The 18,714-nt window shown below is 37.3% G+C and carries 8 protein-coding genes; all 8 read right to left on the reverse strand.

What is annotated here, in order from left to right:
• Window positions 1-176: 176 nt before the first annotated feature.
• The 8 genes from QCQ61_RS01835 to QCQ61_RS01870 all read right to left on the reverse strand — a co-directional run bounded on the left by QCQ61_RS01835 (window position 177) and on the right by QCQ61_RS01870 (window position 18,701).
• Complete coding sequence (locus QCQ61_RS01835) at window positions 177-2,711, reverse strand: sodium-translocating pyrophosphatase (protein WP_279449020.1); 2,535 nt, start codon at window positions 2,709-2,711, stop codon at window positions 177-179.
• Between the two features lie 181 nt (window positions 2,712-2,892).
• The gene (locus QCQ61_RS01840; protein ID WP_279449021.1) at window positions 2,893-3,405 is read right to left on the reverse strand and encodes an inorganic diphosphatase; all 513 of its coding nucleotides are present in this window, start codon (window positions 3,403-3,405) and stop codon (window positions 2,893-2,895) included.
• Window positions 3,406-3,886: 481 nt separating this feature from the next.
• Window positions 3,887-5,068 carry an MvaI/BcnI restriction endonuclease family protein gene (locus tag QCQ61_RS01845; protein WP_279449022.1) on the reverse strand — a complete coding sequence of 394 codons (1,182 nt, stop codon included), beginning with the start codon at window positions 5,066-5,068 and terminating at the stop codon, window positions 3,887-3,889.
• The gene (locus QCQ61_RS01850) at window positions 5,065-7,272 is read right to left on the reverse strand and encodes a DNA cytosine methyltransferase (RefSeq protein ID WP_279449023.1); all 2,208 of its coding nucleotides are present in this window, start codon (window positions 7,270-7,272) and stop codon (window positions 5,065-5,067) included. The genes QCQ61_RS01845 and QCQ61_RS01850 overlap by 4 nt, the downstream gene beginning before the upstream one ends.
• A gap of 778 nt (window positions 7,273-8,050) precedes the next feature.
• Entirely contained in the window at window positions 8,051-10,129 is a 2,079-nt protein-coding gene (locus QCQ61_RS01855; protein ID WP_279449024.1) for a hypothetical protein, read from the reverse strand.
• A 286-nt stretch (window positions 10,130-10,415) separates the two neighbouring features.
• Complete coding sequence (locus QCQ61_RS01860) at window positions 10,416-11,192, reverse strand: DUF1206 domain-containing protein (protein WP_279449025.1); 777 nt, start codon at window positions 11,190-11,192, stop codon at window positions 10,416-10,418.
• A 182-nt stretch (window positions 11,193-11,374) separates the two neighbouring features.
• Window positions 11,375-12,148 carry a DUF1206 domain-containing protein gene (locus QCQ61_RS01865; protein WP_279449026.1) on the reverse strand — a complete coding sequence of 258 codons (774 nt, stop codon included), beginning with the start codon at window positions 12,146-12,148 and terminating at the stop codon, window positions 11,375-11,377.
• 574 nt (window positions 12,149-12,722) lie between these two features.
• Entirely contained in the window at window positions 12,723-18,701 is a 5,979-nt protein-coding gene (locus QCQ61_RS01870; protein WP_279449027.1) for an HYR domain-containing protein, read from the reverse strand.
• Between the last annotated feature and the right edge of the window lie 13 nt (window positions 18,702-18,714).

The raw sequence follows: 18,714 nt of genomic DNA on the forward strand, positions 1-18,714 counted from the left end.
ATTGTGAATAATTTTTTACAATATAATGTAAAATGGTGCTGCTGTTGAATGACCCTGGATGGGTGCCCGATGACAGGTGGCCGAGTGATAAAGGGCGCGGAATTTATATTAAAAAAAACCCCCAACGGTTTTGAAAACCATTGGGGATTGAGTTAAATTGAAATACGAATTTATCGTTATTCTTTATCTTTTATTTTTATTTTCATTCCTTCAACATCCTTTAGTTGGGCTCGAACTTCTTCTTCGGTACCGGTGAAGGTTTTGGTTTCAACTGTTTCTTCGCCATTAACGGTTTTAGTGATGGTTACATTGGCAGTTACTTGGTTGTTGTTATCGTTTTTCAACATTTCAACTACAGTTTCAGTTTTATCTTTAAGATTTTCACCTTCAACAATCGTGCTTCCAGTTTCAATATATTGAATTTGCTTTTCGGTTAAAACAGTTTTGTTTCCTTCGGCATTAATAAAGTAAACTTCCTCCGTAGTAGTTTCCGCAGCCGTTACGGTATTGGTATGGCCACCGAGAATAGGCGCAATAACAAGTCCGATTAGGCAGGTAAGTTTAATTAAGATATTCATAGACGGTCCAGAAGTATCTTTAAAAGGATCACCAACGGTATCGCCAGTTACAGCAGCCTTGTGCGCATCACTACCTTTGTAGGTCATTTTGCCATCGATCATAACACCTGCTTCAAAAGATTTTTTAGCATTATCCCAAGCGCCACCAGCGTTATTTTGGAAAATAGCCCAAAGTACACCACTTACGGTTACCCCTGCCATATAACCTCCGAGCATTTCGGCGATAGCCATATTGTTCATTCCAAAAATCATAGGTACAAAGGCGATAACAATAGGAAAACCAATTGTCATAATACCTGGTAACAACATTTCTCTTAACGATGCTTTCGTTGAAATTGCCACACATTTATCGTATTCTGGCTTGCCCGTACCTTCCATAATTCCAGGAATTTCACGGAACTGACGTCTTACTTCATTAACCATTTGCATGGCAGCTTTACCTACGGCATTCATTGCCATTGCCGAAAATACAACGGGAATCATCCCACCTACAAAAAGCATGGCCAGTACGGGAGCTTTAAAAATATTAATTCCGTCAATTCCTGTAAAAGTTACGTAGGCAGCAAAAAGCGCCAATGATGTTAATGCCGCCGAAGCAATGGCAAAGCCTTTACCTGTTGCAGCCGTAGTATTACCTACAGAATCTAAAATATCGGTACGTTCACGTACAATTGGGTCTTGTTCGCTCATTTCGGCAATTCCACCTGCATTATCGCTAATTGGTCCGAACGCGTCTATAGCAAGTTGCATAGCTGTTGTAGCCATCATAGCAGAAGCTGCAAGCGCAACTCCGTAAAAACCAGCCAGTGCATACGAAGCCCAAATAGCACCTGCAAAAAGTATTACTGAAGGAAAGGTAGAAATCATTCCAGTAGCTAAACCCGCAATAATGTTTGTTCCTGCTCCAGTAGAAGATTGTTGTACAATTTTAAGAATTGGTTTTTTACCTAGACCCGTGTAATATTCGGTAACCGATGAAATTCCAGCGCCCACTACCAAGCCAACCAAGGTGGCATAAAACACTCTCATAGATGAAATTTCTTGTAGTCCTTCACCGAAGAAACTCATATTCATAGTTTCGGGAAGCATCCATTTTACTAGCGCAAAACACGAAATAGCTACCAATATAATTGAAACCCAGTTACCAATATTTAAGGCGCCCATAACTTGAGCTTCCTTTGCATCATTATTTTTTATTTTCACCAAGGTTGTACCTATTACAGAAATAATAATACCCACTCCTGCAATGGCCATTGGCAATAATATTGGGCCAATACCACCAAAAGCATCGGTTATTGCACCGCCCATATCTTTAATTACGTAATTCCCTAAAACCATAGCGGCCAATACCGTTGCTACGTAGCTCCCGAATAAATCGGCACCCATTCCTGCAACGTCTCCTACGTTATCTCCAACGTTATCGGCGATAGTTGCCGGGTTACGAGGATCGTCTTCTGGAATTCCTGCTTCAACTTTTCCTACTAAGTCGGCACCTACGTCGGCAGCTTTCGTATAAATACCCCCACCAACTCTTGCAAATAGTGCAATAGATTCTGCTCCAAGTGAAAAGCCAGCTAATGTTTCAAGAACAATGGTCATAAGTTCCTGAGGCGCCAAGGTAACTCCATCTATAGTAGTTGGCTCCCAAACCCCATTCATAAAAACGTGAAAGAAGATGATAAAAAACAAGGTAAGACCTAAAACGGCTAAACCTGCAACACCCAACCCCATTACGGTACCACCACCAAAAGATATTTTTAGTGCTTCTGGCAAGCTTGTACGCGCAGCTTGTGTTGTACGAACATTTGTTTTGGTCGCTATTTTCATCCCCATATTTCCAGCTAAGGCCGAGAAAAATGCTCCGAAAATAAAAGCAATTACAATTAAGATATGTGTTGTGGGGACCACGTATGATACAAATGCCAAAGCAACGCTCACTACAAGAACAAACACCGCTAATAATCTGTATTCGGCATTTAGAAAAGCTAAAGCACCTTCGTAGATGTGGTCGCTAATTTCTTTCATTTTACCGTCCCCTGAATTTTGTTTTAATACCCAAGAACGTTTAACGGCCATAAAAAGCAAGCCTACAATCGCCATCGCTATTGGCGCATAAATCATCATTGATTCCATATAATTTTAAATTAAAGTTGGTTGTTAAAAATGCGATTGCAAAAATAGGGAAATGGATTGGGATACGAAACAGTAAAATAACATAGAACAATACGGCCTTTTAAAAAGCGTTGTACCATTCTATGTTATAGCTATATAGCTGGAAAGACTACAATAAGTTTTATGCCGGTATTTGTACTATTTAAATACTAAAATGTCCGTGAACTTCAGGAGTATCGGCATAACGCTTAATACATTGATTGTAAATTTCAGTAGCTTCTGCGGCATCGCCCCAACCACCAACATCTACGCGTTTCTTTTCTAGGTCTTTATAAACTTGAAAGAAATGTTCAATTTCACGTACCAAATGAGGGTTTATATCTGACAGATCATTTAAGGTGCTCCAAATAGGATCTGAAATAGGAACACAGATAATTTTTTCATCTTGGCCTTTTTCGTCTGCCATGTGGAAAACGCCAATTGGCTTCACTTCCATAACACACATAGGGAAAGTTGGCTCGCCTCCTAAAACCAGTACATCTAGCGGATCGCCATCCAGCGCTAAGGTTTCGGGAATAAAACCATAGTCTGCAGGATACATCATGCTGCTAAAGAGCATACGGTCAAAACGAATTTTCTTTAGTTCAAAATCGTATTCATATTTGTTGCGGCTTCCTTTGGGGATTTCTATCAGTACGTCGAATGTCTTTTTCATAATCTTTTCTGTGAATTATTTTTTGGTGGGTGCAAAAGTAGTCTTTTTTATTGGTATTTTTTAGTAGTGAGTAGTTAGTAATGGTTATTGAGGTTAGAATTTTTAGTGGATACTTTTTTATTATTTTCCATATCCAATCGGTATTTTGATTGCTCATTTCTGCGCATTTTCTACTATTTTCTAATTTGTAGGAAAAAAGAGCCATTTTCTTACAATTTAATACAGTATCTATGGCTTTGGTAGGGCTTTGCGGTCTAGTATATGAAAAGTAGGGCGGTTGATAAGCACCCATTTTCGGATTTATACTGAGCCATATTTTTCATTTTATTTTTATCTTTTTTCTAAAATACAAATTAAAAATGTGGCGGACTTTGCAAAAACGCACAAACCTTTGATTTAGCAATTATCGTCCTATTTTTTATATACATCTTTGTTATCTGGCTGGCGTTTCTCCGCAAACTTGCTAGCGTTGGCAATTCCGCTATGTCATTAAATTATAACTTTCACTTGGCGGGAACAGTAATTCAATTCCTTTAGGTCTGATTTTAAATAACGGACCTTTTTCAACCACTTTCCCTTTTGAGTTTCGCTTAATTAAATGGTCAAGAGTTATGATACCTTGTTCAATTAGTAAGTCAAATTGTGAGGTAATTGGCTTTTTTGTGTGTTCTACCAGCTTATATTGAAAATGTTCACGTTCATCAATCCTTATACTTTCAGCTTCTACCCAAAATGTTTCTTTATGTTTTGATTTTAATCGGTTATGAAGTTTGTCTAATGTCCACACTACAAAATCTCCAACCTCTGGCTTATCAGAGTTTTCAATTAGTTGTTTTATTTCGCTATCAATTCTTAAATTCAAACCTTGCGAGTTTCTTGTAATTGCTGAAACTGTGCAATAAAGTTTAAAATCATCATCACGTTCATATCCAAAATTGTCAAGAATTTCAGCTGAACTTTTAAACTTACTTAATTTCCAATCTGGAACTTGTGCGAATAGATTTTTTCGATTCGTTCTGCTGTTTCTAAACGATTTAAGTTCAATTCCTTTATAATCTGGTTGTTTTGAAGAGTTAATGTCAATTCCGAGTGCTGTCTCAAGTGTCCTACCTACAGAAGTGTCAGCGTCAACCATTGAAGGAATTGGGCCAGCATTTGCTATTTTTCTTAACATAGCCAAAAGCTCAAAAGCGACTTCGTTCTCAGTTGTGTTAATTGCATTAATTAACTCTTGAAATGGATTCAGAATTGAAGAATAAATTAATTCCTTGATATTTAATTTTGTCAAGTTAAAAACTTGAAAATTATCGTTGTAAAAAGTAATTCCAATAATATCGTTAGGGTCAGCTACTTTTGTTAAACCATAAAACCAAATTCTTGGGTCTCCTTTTTTAGTTGAAGGACGATATAGAGATGCTTTTGATTTTATAATCTTAAAACCAGTATGAATAATTGCTGGAATCATTACTTTGCTCTCTGTACCTTGATTCTGCAATTCATAATCGTGAATGTTCTCACTTTTTAAATAACTACGAACAGAACCAGTCGCATCCATAATGGATTTTTTTAATCCGGTTTCGGTTGGCTCAATTAAAGTAAGAGAAACTTGGTTTTTGGTCAGTAATTTTATTTTTTCTTGTTCGTCGTCTGTAAGTTTTCTCACTTGATATGTTTTAAAATTTCACTTGCTACTGCTCTTGCTAATAATGGTGGAACAGCGTTACCCACTAAAGTGTATTGTGGCACTTCCGTTTTTCTATTATTTCCACCTGTTGAGCGTTTGCCTTGGAATACAAAAGAGTCGTCAAAGGATTGTAAACGTGCCATTTCTCTAACTGTTAAAGACCTTGGCGAATTGTAATGAATATAATCGTCTGCGATGGTCATTATTGTAGAGCTTTGTTCATCTGGTTTTAAAACATTATAATTTCGCTTGTTTGTCGAAAGACCTAATTTTTCTAATTCTGGTTGCGCTTTTTTATAATCTCCATTTTTTAAAATGACACCAAGTCTTTCAATAACGGTTTCGTTTTGGTTACTTGTTTTGTGATTGTTTAGTATGTCAAAATACTTTTCTCCATTTTCAAGTGCTTCACTATTCCTTACATAAAACGGCTTAGTTTGTGGTTTGAAACGTTCAATCAATCGACCTTTTTTTGACCACTCAGCAAATGATTTTCCGCCTTTTGAAATTGGCTTTCCATCAATTCTACGTTTTTTCAAAAGTTTAGCCATTTTTTTGGCTGTTCCATTGTATTGAGCTGAAATGTCAACCAATTCGTAACGATGGGCTTCTTGATTGTTGCCTATAAAATCCAAATCATACAAAGCTTCAAAAATGGTAACTTTTTCTTCTTCTGAAACTGTTGCTGGAATTTCAGAAATATACTTTTGGTCTTTACGACAACCTATAAAAAGTACTCTTTCTCGATTTTGTGGAACACCATAATTTGATGCGTTAGCAACAAATGGCTGTTCTATTTTGTAAAGCCTAATGCTCTCAAGAATTATTTCTAACTCTTTATTCTGTTTGGTATTACAATGCGATTTTAATATTTCAATGGATTCATCAAAAGACGTTGTGTAGATTTTCAAAGATGTAATAATGTCTTCACAATCTTTTTTATGAGTACTTGGTACTTTAAGAATTTTGAAAGCATCTTCAATTTTTGAAATTACATTTTCAGAACTGATTTCTGTAAGGAAATCTGTGAACGCATTTGCGAAATTGTCGCTGTCAATATTGCAAAAATCTTTCTCTTTTATAATATCACGTTTGAGTTTTTCCCATTCTTTTGTTCTAGCCAAAAGGTTAAAACCGTGACGAATTGTGTTGATGTTTTCGTCCGTTTTACTCGTTTTGTAATCAGCAATTTTTGGCGTTAACTTTCTAAATCTATTTTCTACAAAAGTTATGAAATCAGCTTTTCCAGTATCTTTATCTTTTTCAAGTAGTTTTTCTAGTTCTACTCGTTTTATTATACTGTCAAAAAGAAACGAATTAGATTCTTTTCGTATTTTTTTAATGAATGAAATGAGTAATGGAATTTCATTTGTGTCAACAATAGAGTTAATCTCTTTGATGATTAGTTCTTTTATTTTGCCTTTTTCTTTTGTTAAAATTCCCTTTACATTTTCCATAACGAAGTATTTTGGTTGTAAAACCTTAATTACTTCTAAATAATGAGAGAATAAATCATCTTTTTTGTCAAACTTTTTTCTTTTCCCTGCAAGACTAAAACTTTGACAAGGTGGTCCACCACAGACAACATCAATTTGACGACCGTCAATTTTTTTTAATAAATTATCTAAAAAGTCTGGTTCTGTAATATCTTGTTTTAGAAATTCTGTATCTAAACCTAATTGGTGGTTGTATCGAACAACGTGAGTTAATTCGCAATTTTCATTAATATCGTTGGCAACCACGAAATCAAAGAATTTGTTGTTGTGCTCAGCTTGCAAAAATCCCTCACTAAAACCACCTGCTCCTGCAAATAAGTCTACAAAAGTGAAGGGCTTTCCATAAAGAGAGACCTGTTCTTTTATAATATTTACATTGCTATTCGCTTTATAGTTTTCTATATGCTCGTTCAATAAACTTTTTACTTCGTCCTGAACAAAGGTTTTTTTGTTAGAATGGTGCAGAAGTTCGTCCGCTCGTTCTCTTAGAAAATCCAAATAATGGTTGATTTCGTGAGATTCTACACTTAATCCAATAGCTTTTTGTTTGGATTTATTGAAGTTTTTCAGTTTTATTTTTTGTCCCGTTGAAACCTTAACTTGACTTCCGTTACAGTTTATTCGTAAATGAATTGGTGTAAACCCTTTTTTGTCTGGTTTGTCTAGATAAAAATTAATTGTTGCCATAATTATTCACGGACGTTTTTACGTACACGGACAAATTTACGGACATTTTTTTAAATTCCTATTTAATTCTGATTTTTGTTCGGATTAAGCGTTGGAAAAAGGCAAGCTCTTTTATTTTGTGAGGCACGAGCAAAATAAAAGAGCTTGACTATGCGGCTGAATTCGCTTGCAGGTAACTATGGGGTATCCGTGGGCGAGGGTTTTTGGAGCAGATATTATACGTTTTTGGATTTAAAAATGCTGGGGGTAGTTATAGGGATTTTACGGGAAAACGAATTTTAAGTTGGTATTGAGCAATGTTGGTTTTGAGGGTTTTGAGATATTATAAGCCTTTAAATTTTAGTTTAAAAAAATAAATGATTTTTGGTTTCTTGAAAAAAATTAATCTTTTCAATTAATGCTAAATTACCATTACAAAAAGAATTTTTCATTATTTATGCACCAGAGTGCCGAAGCTATAAATGGTGCTATTAGAATTTCAAATCAATTTAACTCTTTTCAAAATCAAAATAGTTTTACAAACTCTAAATATCGATTCTTAAAGAGGCGGTCTTCCCACTTATATTGCTTTATTAAAAATATGTATAAAACCCACGCTGGCTACCGTTTGCAACTTGTAGTTCCAAACAACCCCCAATCTCATCTTATAATATTTACACTAAATTCAGTCTGTATATTAAAATGATTGCCATGTAAGTTATTACATCGAGCATTTCAAAATAAAACAACTTACAAAACGCTCAAAAAGATTACATTCAAAAAGCCAAAACACTTCTATTTAATATTTTATAACTAAGTTACCTTTTTCCCATCTTCCGGCTTCCACTGTTTTATTGCTGTAAAATTTAATGCCCTTTCCTGTTAATTGATTGGCTTCAAAATCTCCAATATAGGTGAAACTTGGCATGGTGTACATACCGGGGCCTTGCATAATATTGTTGGTGTAACTGCCATAATAGTGGGAATTGACGCTTTTAAAATAGTAATGTCCTACTCTTTGTTGTTTGCCGGCTGTCCAAAAGCCTTCGTAAGTATCGCCGTTGCTATAGGTAAATTTACCAAATCCGTTTTCGCAATCGCCTTCGCAGCCGGCTATGTTGCTTTGTTTTCTTTCGAGAAGATAATTATACTTTTGTTTGCCATTTTCATATTCGCCAGCTTGGAGCAGTTTTCCGTCTTGTACAAAAAAACCGAAACCGTGTACATTTCCGTTGCTCCAATACCCATAGTAGTATTGGTTGCTGTCTTTCCAATAATATACGCCAAAACCGTCTCTAGCGCCATTCAGGAATTCACCTTTGTAATAGTCTGCACCATACGATCTCTCGCCGTACGAACTAAATTTACCCTTAAGATAAAGTCCTTTTTGAATATTGTTTTCAACTTTTTTTACACCATAACCATCTTTACAATTGCCTGAAATGCACGCGTCAGTTTCTTCATTTGCAATAATATTTGTTGTAGGAAGGTTATTGCCGCCCGGTAAGTTTGTGGTTAGTTTATTTAATTTCGGATTGTTTTCAAAATCTTCCAAGGTATATGCCGCGTAAAGTTCATTCGGTTTCGCTGTATTAAAATCTGGCAGCACCACTTTTATTTCATTATTGGGAAATCCGCTATGATACAAACTCACATAGGTAGTGTTTTTAGCAGACTGTGCTATTTTTTTTGATTCCGTATTCAATTTAACAGCTTTATAAACTACGCTAAATTCCTTCCCGTTACTATGTTTTACAAAAAACAGATGCTGGTTAGCAGTCATTGGTATTGCTTTATAATAGCCAGGATAGTCAGTTTTTATACTGAATGAAGTGTTAAGCGCTTCAATATAGAAAAAGCAAAATCCCTCGTTTATATAGGTGTCTTTTACTCCGCTAGCATATACACTTTGAGTATAGGTATTACCTTCGTGAATAAGGCCCGAATAACTTTTTTCTATTTGGGCGTAGGCTGCATTATCTGTAACGTTATAGAGTATTAAATTTAATTTTTTATTTCTTTCTTGGGTTACATCTACGTTGGTTAGGTATTTTTTTTGTGAAAAATCCCACAGCACCACTTGCTTTCTATCAATTAGATTGATGGGGATAAAAGAAGCGCGTTTGCCGTTCACATATACTTTAATATCATTAGCTGCCAAAGGCATCGCCATGGTGTTGGAAACATATTGCGTATTTTCTATTTGAATGTTATTCTGTTTGTTTTCAATTTCAGAAAAAGTGAAGTAATCGTTTGCCGTAAGCGGCGTTGTTTCAAATCGATCGCCGTTGCTGGTGATTGTATATACTTTAAAACCATCTTTATAGGCTTCCACACGAGATGTTTTTTTACCATTATTGTTTTCTACTATAGCAACCTCTAGTATATCACCTACTTTTTTATAGGAATAATCCTTGGTGAATTTCCCATCTTTATAAGACTGGCTTATAATGCGGTCTTCGTTATCATAGGCATAAGTAGTTTTAAACTCTTGGTTTTGTTGCTCTACCAACAAACCTTTGTTGTTATAGGTATAAGTCCAAATTCCACTGTTGCCCGCACCAGGTCTGCTAAATTTGGTTATATAACCTTGAGAGTTAAACTCAAATTTTTCTTGCAGTGAATTAGTTTTTAAAACACCATTTTCATAAAAGTACTTTACACCTCTATCAAAATTTAAAGCCGTATATACACTTCCATCTTTATTGAAGGTTTTATCTTGAAAAGCAAAAACACCTTTTGGCAGATTAAAATGCTCTAATTTATATTCAAATGCCATGGGATTTACCGGCGCTTTCACCCAATCTATTTTCTGTGCATTAACAGTTATTGAAATAAGAAAAATCCAGCTAATAGAGAAGCGTATTTTAAATTTCATAGTAATAGTCTTAGAATTAACGACTAAAATACCGTGGATAGATTGCAAATGGTATAAGGCATTTGCCCTATATTGACGAACATATGCTACATAATTGCTTATTCTAGAATTTAATGATTGTAAATTCCATCATTTGTTATTTTTAAAACAAGGTTATTGGATTTCGGTTGTAGCTTCTCTCCTCCTTGCCTATTCAATCTTGGTGAAGTTATACCTATATTGAAATCGCGATGGCAGAAGTATTCTAATTCCTAATTACAGAATCAACCATTTTAAGGCACAGCACTTACCTCTCTTCAAAAGTCCGAAATCGCGTTAGCAAGATATAAAATGTACCGTATGATATAAACCCTACGGCAGTAATGGCCATTAAAATACCGCCTATTCCAGAAGTGTGTAAAAACGAAAAAGCATCTTGTATGCCTTTAATTTCATTATTATCGGTATAAATTCCTGCTCTTAAAAAGAAATAGGCAAGAATTGCTACTACAAAGGCACGCGCGTAATATCCAAACTTGCCCAGAATTTTTATAAGATGTGAATATGTAGCACCCTCCAAATTAAACCTGTCGAGCAGATGCCCTTTAATTACGCCAATAATTAATGCAACAGCTTGCACGGTTAGCACTACTCCTACCACAATAAACAGGATGGTTAGCGTGGTTGGACCCAGAAAATCGAGATATGCAGTATCAGATTTTTTACTGCCGGTGCTGCCAAATAAATGATAAAAAGCCAATCCAGCGATTACCGTGTATACCAAACCATTAAAAAAATAGATGAATCGTTTTAGCTTGCCTTTGGTATCCGAACCTATATTTTCGGGGTCTTTAATGCTTTGTACATACATCCAAGCCGAATAACAAATAAGCCCTACACCCAATAACATTAATAGTACTTGCCCAAAAGGCTGTTTCTTTAAAAAAGACAATGCCGAATTGGTCCCTGTACTTTCGCCACCCATATTTAAAGCAGCTAAGAGCGAAAGTGTACCAATTACAAGATAAATAAGCCCTTTTGAGACAAACCCTATATAGGCAATTGTTTTAAACGATTTTTTCACAAGTTATAATTTGAATTTTATAAAAGTACAACTTGTCATGTCATCCTATTTGTGTTTTTTGATGATGTTAACAGGTTTACAGCGTAAACAGCAAACAAATTCTTACAGATATCCAAGATTACTGAAGGGTTTGTATTTATAAAATATAGTAGTAATTTAAAATACTTGAAATTTCATCCTCTTCACTCTTCAAAACTCCGAAACCTTGTAAGCAGTATATAAAATGCGCCATATGAGATAAACCCTACGGCAGTAATCGCCATTAAAACCCTACCAACCGGAGACTGATCTAAAAAAGAAAATGCATCTTGAATGCCTTTAATATCATGGTTACCCGTATAAATTGCAGCATGCAAAAAGAAATATGCTATTATTATTACCACAAAGGCTCTGGCATAAAATCCAAATTGCCCGATTTTTCTGATAACCCCCGAGCCTCTATGACCTTCTAAATTAAACTGATCTAACAGGCCACCTTTAATTACACCCACAATTAACACCACCGCTTGAAAGGCCAAAATAACTGCAATTCCACCAAATATATACGATAGCGTTACTGGGCCAATAAAATCTAAATACTGCGAATTGTCACTATCAGAGGTGGGATACGTTATTAAATGATAAAAACACAAAATAGCAACTACTACGTAAACCAAGCCTGTAGTAAAGAGTCCAAATCGGCGCAATTTCGCTTTCAATTTACTGCCTATATTTTCGGGATCTTTAAACGTTTGAATAAACATCCAATACGAATAACACAACAGCCCAACACCCATCAACATTAATAATACTTGGCCAAAAGGCTGTTTCCTTAAAAACCTAAGTGCTTGATTGGTCCCCGAACTTTCACCGCCCATATTTAAAGCTGCCAATAGAGATAATGCGCCAATAACTAGGTATATAATTCCTTTGGAAATGAAACCGATAATAGCAGCAGTTTTAAAAGAATTTTTCAATAGATTTTTTTCTTATTTGTAGTATTACTGAGCTTGTAAAGTTACAACTACAATGTGAGATTTATTAAAATATTAAAGATCAAAATCTTTGGTTAAAATTTATGAGAATTCGGTTAAAATTATCATTGCTTAATTTCTTTAACGCTTTAAAAAATTTTAATGGAGAAATTTATAGCGCTGTTTCAAAATCAACTAATATGAAAGTGAATCAATTTTGGAGACACGGTAATAAGTCTATCGAGTTGTGAAGCAATAAGCCTATTTGGGAGAAAATTAGTTATGTTCACAAAATTCTGCTGAGGCTGGTTTGGTTTATAGAGCGCAAGATTATGATTGTGGCAGTGCTTCGGATTATGTAATAGAAAAGGGATTGTTAGATGATATTGTAGTATATCGGTATTATGGTTGAATGGGAAAATTAGAGAATTTAATTAAAAATTGTGCAAGGAAAGAACACGATGTAATCTCGCACCAGTGGGGGATTGAGATAGTGTTTTATGGCAGTAATGAATATTAAAAAACCGCCTAGAGAATTTCCCTAGGCGGCTTTACAAAATAAACTAACAAATAATTACTATTCCTTTATAAGTCTCATGGTTATTTCACCATTAGCGCCTTTAATTTTTACGTAGTAAGAAGCAGCTGCAAGTTGATCTACGTTTATAGTTTTTACATTGCCCATTCCACGAAGGTCTGCACTTTGTACCAATCTACCTCTTAGGTCGTAAATTTCCAGTCTTTCCAATTCTAAACTCTGCGGATTGCTGATGTTTAAAATATTGTTGGTTGGAACTGGATACATTTTAACGCTTCCAAGGTTTTGGTGATTGTCTTCTGCACCAAGTACGCTTTCAACAGTTAATTCAAATTCGCAAGTACTTGTATTACCATATGCATCGGTTGCAGTGAAAGTAATAGTGTGTACTCCATCAGGAAGCGGCGTGCCTGCTACTGGCGATTGCGTTGTATTTGTAACTGGATCTGTACAGTTGTCTATTGCTGTAGCTTCGCCCGTTGCAAAATAATCTGGAAGTATATAGAATATATTTCCTGGTCCTGGATCTACTGTTTGATCTACTGGACACGTAATTACCGGTGCAAGGTTGTCTACCACAGTAACTTCTGCTGTACAAGATGCAAGGTTGCCATTTACGTCAATTGTAAACACCTGAACCGTTACTGGCGCACCAATATCTGAACAATCAAAATCGGTAATATCTACTGCCGAAGTAAAGATTCCACAAGCATCATCATTAGAAGCTATCACATCACTTGGGTCAAGAATAGCTGTTCCGTCTGCACCAAGCTCTAATGTGAAGTCTTGACAAACTAATACCGGACTCGTATTGTCTTCTACTGTTACCGTAGCGGTACAAGTTGACGTATTTCCGTTTACATCGGTTACCGTCAATGTTACAATATTGTCACCAACATTTGAACAATCAAAAGTATCCATATCTAAATCATAACTCGCAATGCCACAAGCATCGGTGCTTCCGCCGTCAACGTCTATTCCTGCGATGGTTACAGTTCCTGTTGCATCGAGTACAACTGTAATATCTTGACATACTACCATTGGTGCAGTTACATCTTCAACAGTTACAATGGCAGTACAAGTTGAAGTATTTCCGTTTACATCGGTTACTGTTAAAATAACGTTGTTGTCGCCAACATCAGAACAGTCAAAAGTATCAACATCTATCGATAGGCTACCAATACCACACTGGTCTGTACTTCCTCCATCAACATCGGCTGCAGTAATAGTTGCATTACCAGCTGCATCAAGTTGGATAGTGATATTCTGACATACTGCTACCGGAGCTTCATTATCCGTTACGGTAATAGTAAAACTGCAGGTGCTGGTGTTTCCATTTACATCGGTCGCGGTGAATTCAATGGTGTTTACGCCAACCGGGAAACTGCTTCCGCTTGGGTCACCCATTGTTTGGACGACGCTTGCAATGCCGCAATTATCAAATGCTACCGGAGTAACAAAGATTACCGTTGCAAAACAATCTCCCGCATCTGTGTTGGTGGTTATGTCTGCCGGGCAGATAATTGTTGGTACTTCATTGTCCTCAATTGTAATAACTGTAGTACAAGTAACAGTTTGACCGTTGCCATCATCTACTGTCCAAACTACTGTAGTTACTCCTTTTGGAAGCACTTCGCCAGCCATAGTAGTTGTTCCATTATAATCGTTGGTTATTGAACCATCAGGACAGTTATCTGTAAAAGTTGCATCAAATTCAGTTCCTATTACTGTGTATTCACATAAACCTGGTTCGGTATCTCTTGAAGCATTTGGTACGCAAGTGATAACCGGATCTTCGTTGTCTTCCACAGTGATTACCGTAGTACAAGTAGCAGTTTGACCGTTTCCATCATTCACTGTCCAAATTACAGTAGTTACTCCTTTTGGAAGAACTTCTCCAGCCATCGTAGCTGTGCCGTTATAATCGTTTGTAATTGAACCATCAGGACAGTTGTCTGTAAATGTTGCATCAAATTCAGTACCTACAATTGTGTAGTTACATAAACCTGGATCGGTATCTCTTGTTGCATTTGGTACGCAAGTGATAACCGGATCTTCGTTGTCTTCCACAGTGATAACCGTAGTACAAGTAGCGGTTTGTCCGTTGCCATCATCTACCGTCCAAATTACAGTCGTTACTCCTTTTGGAAGGACTGCTCCCGCCATAGTAGCCGTACCGTTATAATCGTTTGTAATACTTCCATCAGGACAATTGTCTGTGAAAGTGGCATCAAACTCAGTACCTACAACTGTGTAGTTACATACTCCTGGATCGGTGTCTCTTGTGGCATTAGGCACACATGTAATTACTGGGTCTTCGTTATCTTCAACGGTGATTACTGTAGTACATGTAGCGGTTTGACCGTTACCATCATCTACCGTCCAAACTACCGTAGTTACTCCTTTTGGAAGAACTTCGCCAGCCATAGTAGCTGTGCCGTTATAGTCGTTAGTTATTGAACCATCAGGACAGTTATCTGTAAAAGTTGCATCAAATTCAGTTCCTACTACTGTGTATTCACATAAACCTGGATCGGTATCTCTTGTGGCATTTGGCGCGCAAGTGATAACCGGCGCTTCGTTGTCTTCAACGGTGATTACTGTAGTGCAAGTAACAGTTTGACCGTTGCCATCATCTACTGTCCAAACTACTGTAGTTACTCCTTTTGGAAGCACTTCGCCAGCCATAGTAGCCGTGCCGTTATAATCGTTTGTAATACTTCCATCAGGGCAGTTATCTGTAAAAGTTGCATCAAATTCAGTTCCTACTACTGTGTATTCACATAAACCTGGGTCGGTGTCTCTTGTGGCGTTTGGTACGCACGTGATAACTGGGTCTTCGTTGTCTTCAACCGTAATTACCGTAGTACAAGTAGCGGTTTGACCGTTGCCGTCATCTACTGTCCAAATTACAGTCGTTACTCCTTTTGGAAGTACTTCTCCAGCCATAGTAGCCGTTCCGTTATAATCGTTTGTAATGCTTCCATCTGGACAATTGTCTGTAAACGTAGCATCAAACTCAGTTCCTACAACGGTGTATTCACATAGACCTGGTTCGGTATCTCTTGTGGCATTTGGAACGCAAGTAATAACCGGCGCTTCGTTGTCTTCAACCGTAATTACCGTAGTACAAGTAGCGGTTTGACCGTTGCCGTCGTCAACTGTCCAAACCACAGTCGTTACTCCTTTTGGAAGAACTTCTCCCGCCATAGTAGCCGTGCCGTTATAGTCGTTAGTAATACTTCCGTCAGGACAGTTATCTGTAAATGTTGCATCAAATTCAGTTCCTACTACTGTGTAGTTACATAAACCTGGATCGGTATCTCTTGTGGCATTTGGTACGCACGTAATAACCGGATCTTCGTTGTCTTCAACGGTAATTACCGTAGTACAAGTTGCCGTTTGACCGTTACCATCATCTACTGTCCAAATTACAGTCGTTACTCCTTTTGGAAGCACTTCGCCAGCCATAGTAGCTGTGCCGTTATAGTCGTTGGTAATTGTGCTACTCGTACAATTATCGGTAAAAGTTGCATCAAATTCAGTTCCTACTACTGTATAACTACATACTCCCGCATCGGTATCTCTTGTGGCGTTTGGTACGCAGGTAATTACTGGTGCTTCATTATCTTCAATTGTGATAACAGTTTGGCAGAAAACAACCGGATTCGTGCCATCAAACACTGCCCAAACAACTGTTGTGCTTCCTATTGGGAAAACAGCTCCTGCCAATGAAGTAGATCCGTTGTAATTATTTCCTATGGTACCTCCACAATTATCGTTAAATGTAGCGTCAAACTCGGCACCTACCACGGTATAATCACAAACTCCCGGATCGGTATCTCTAGTTTGATTTGGTACACAAGTAATTACTGGCGATTGATTATCAACCACTGTAATATCGGTAGAACAAGTAGCAGTTTGACCGTTACCGTCATTGGCTGTCCAAACCACCGTAGTTGTACCACTCGGGAATATTTCGCCCGCTAGGGTTGCCGTTCCGTTATAATCATTTGTAATGGTTCCGCCAGTACAATTATCTGTAAAAGTGGCGTCAAACTCTGTTCCTACAACAGTATAACTACATACGCCAGGATCGGTATTTCTTGAGTCGTTTGCAACACAAGTGATTACAGGAGCTTCGTTGTCTTCAACGGTGACAATAGTTGTACAAGTAGAAACATTTCCATTTACATCTGTTACAGTCAAAGTAACATTGTTTGGACCTATATCAGCGCAAGTGAACATGTTTGGCGAAACAGAGAGTGAAGAAATTCCACAGGCATCTGTTGAGCCACCATCAACATCGGCCCCCGTAATTGTTACATTTCCGGTAGCGTCTAGTTGCGCAATAAAAGGCTGACATACAGCTGTAGGTGAAACATTATCTTCAACTATTACTGTAGAAGTACAAGTTGAACTGTTGCCATTTACATCGGTTACCGTTAGGGTTACCGTATTTGGACCAACATCTGCACATGTAAAATTATTAGGACTCACCGACATACTGGCAATTCCACAATTATCTGTGCTTCCACCATCAATTGTCGCAGGATCTAATATTGCTTGACCATTTACATCCAACTGTATTACAGTAGGTGCAGTTGCAGTCCAAACATAGTTTATTTTGCTAAGATCGGTGTGATCCCTTACATAAGCAGATACCGCAGAATCATAGCCACCTGGATTATTATAGCCAGGAGCTCCAGTATCTAAACTATAATCTTCGGCATTGATTACAAAACCAGTTCCCCAGCTATCAGTCCAACCAGTGTTGGTAATGGTGCTAGGATCGGTAGTATTTGGATCAACAGAGATTGCATAATCTGATGCATTTCCTCCAAAAATTAAAGCAGCTGCTTCTTGAGGGCTATAAACGGAAGGATTAGTATTCCAGGTAGGTCCATCACTAACTCTATAAGATCCTACGAATATAGGCGCAGATCCAAGACATACGGCAGTCGGCGCTTCGTTGTCTTCAACGGTTACATCAAAACTACAAGTTTCGGTATTTCCATCGCTATCAGTTACTTCAAAAGTATTAGTTGTTGTACCAACTGGAAACCGAGATCCAGAAGGAAGCCCTGCCGTTTGGGTAGGCGTTAACGGCCCGTCTTCGGCATCATTGGCGGTTACCGTATAAGTTACTATTGCACCACATTCATTCGCATCATTATCAACAGTAATATCTCCAGGGCAGGAAATAGTGGGTGGTGTATTTGGTTTTACCAAAAACTCAACTTCATTTTCAATAAGATCTAAATATGAATTAAGGTCCATATCTCGCGCCGCAAATCCATGAAATATACTATTGCCTCCATTCCCCAAAACTATTGCTGCTTCATTTGTTGTTGGAGAAGACACAAAACCACCGAGAGCAGTAGCTCCTGCAGCTGGCTCTAAGCGATCACCGTTATCACCACCGCCATAATCGCCAATTGTGGCTAAGCCACTTACAGTATTAGGATTATTAAAAATAGGATGTGCAGCATCCCATACTGAAACCGAAATTGGGGTATTAAATGAAATTGTATTACTTACTTCTACTATCGATTGTACGGCAGGGTCATTATTTAAATTCCAATAAGACATTATTAACTTTCCCCCACTTGCAAGATAATTGGATAGAGCCGTTACTTCATTTGGTGAAAGATTACTTGCTTGTATTTGCAGAATTACAAGATCCCAAGGTTGAGAAGGAAGTAAAACATCCAAATTTCCAGCACCGTTATCTTCAGTAACAGTAAATCCTATACTCGTTAATAAAGGACTGAGTTCAACACCAGATCCAAACTGCATATAATCTAGCACAATCGATCCTGGAGGAACAAGGGCCGATGTAGTACCAATTGAAGAATCTTGACGCATCTGCAAAAGAGATTCTTGAACTGTAGTTTGAAAATTTAAAGGAAGATTGACATTTGTCGGTCTACTCTCAGAGTTAGATATCGTTTGTGCCGTTACGACACCTGCAATACACAAAAGCATCACAGAAAGAACCAAGGTAATTTTTCTCATAGATTTGGGGTTA

It is taken from the genome of Aequorivita marisscotiae (assembly GCF_029814825.1).
Lineage (GTDB): Bacteria > Bacteroidota > Bacteroidia > Flavobacteriales > Flavobacteriaceae > Aequorivita > Aequorivita marisscotiae.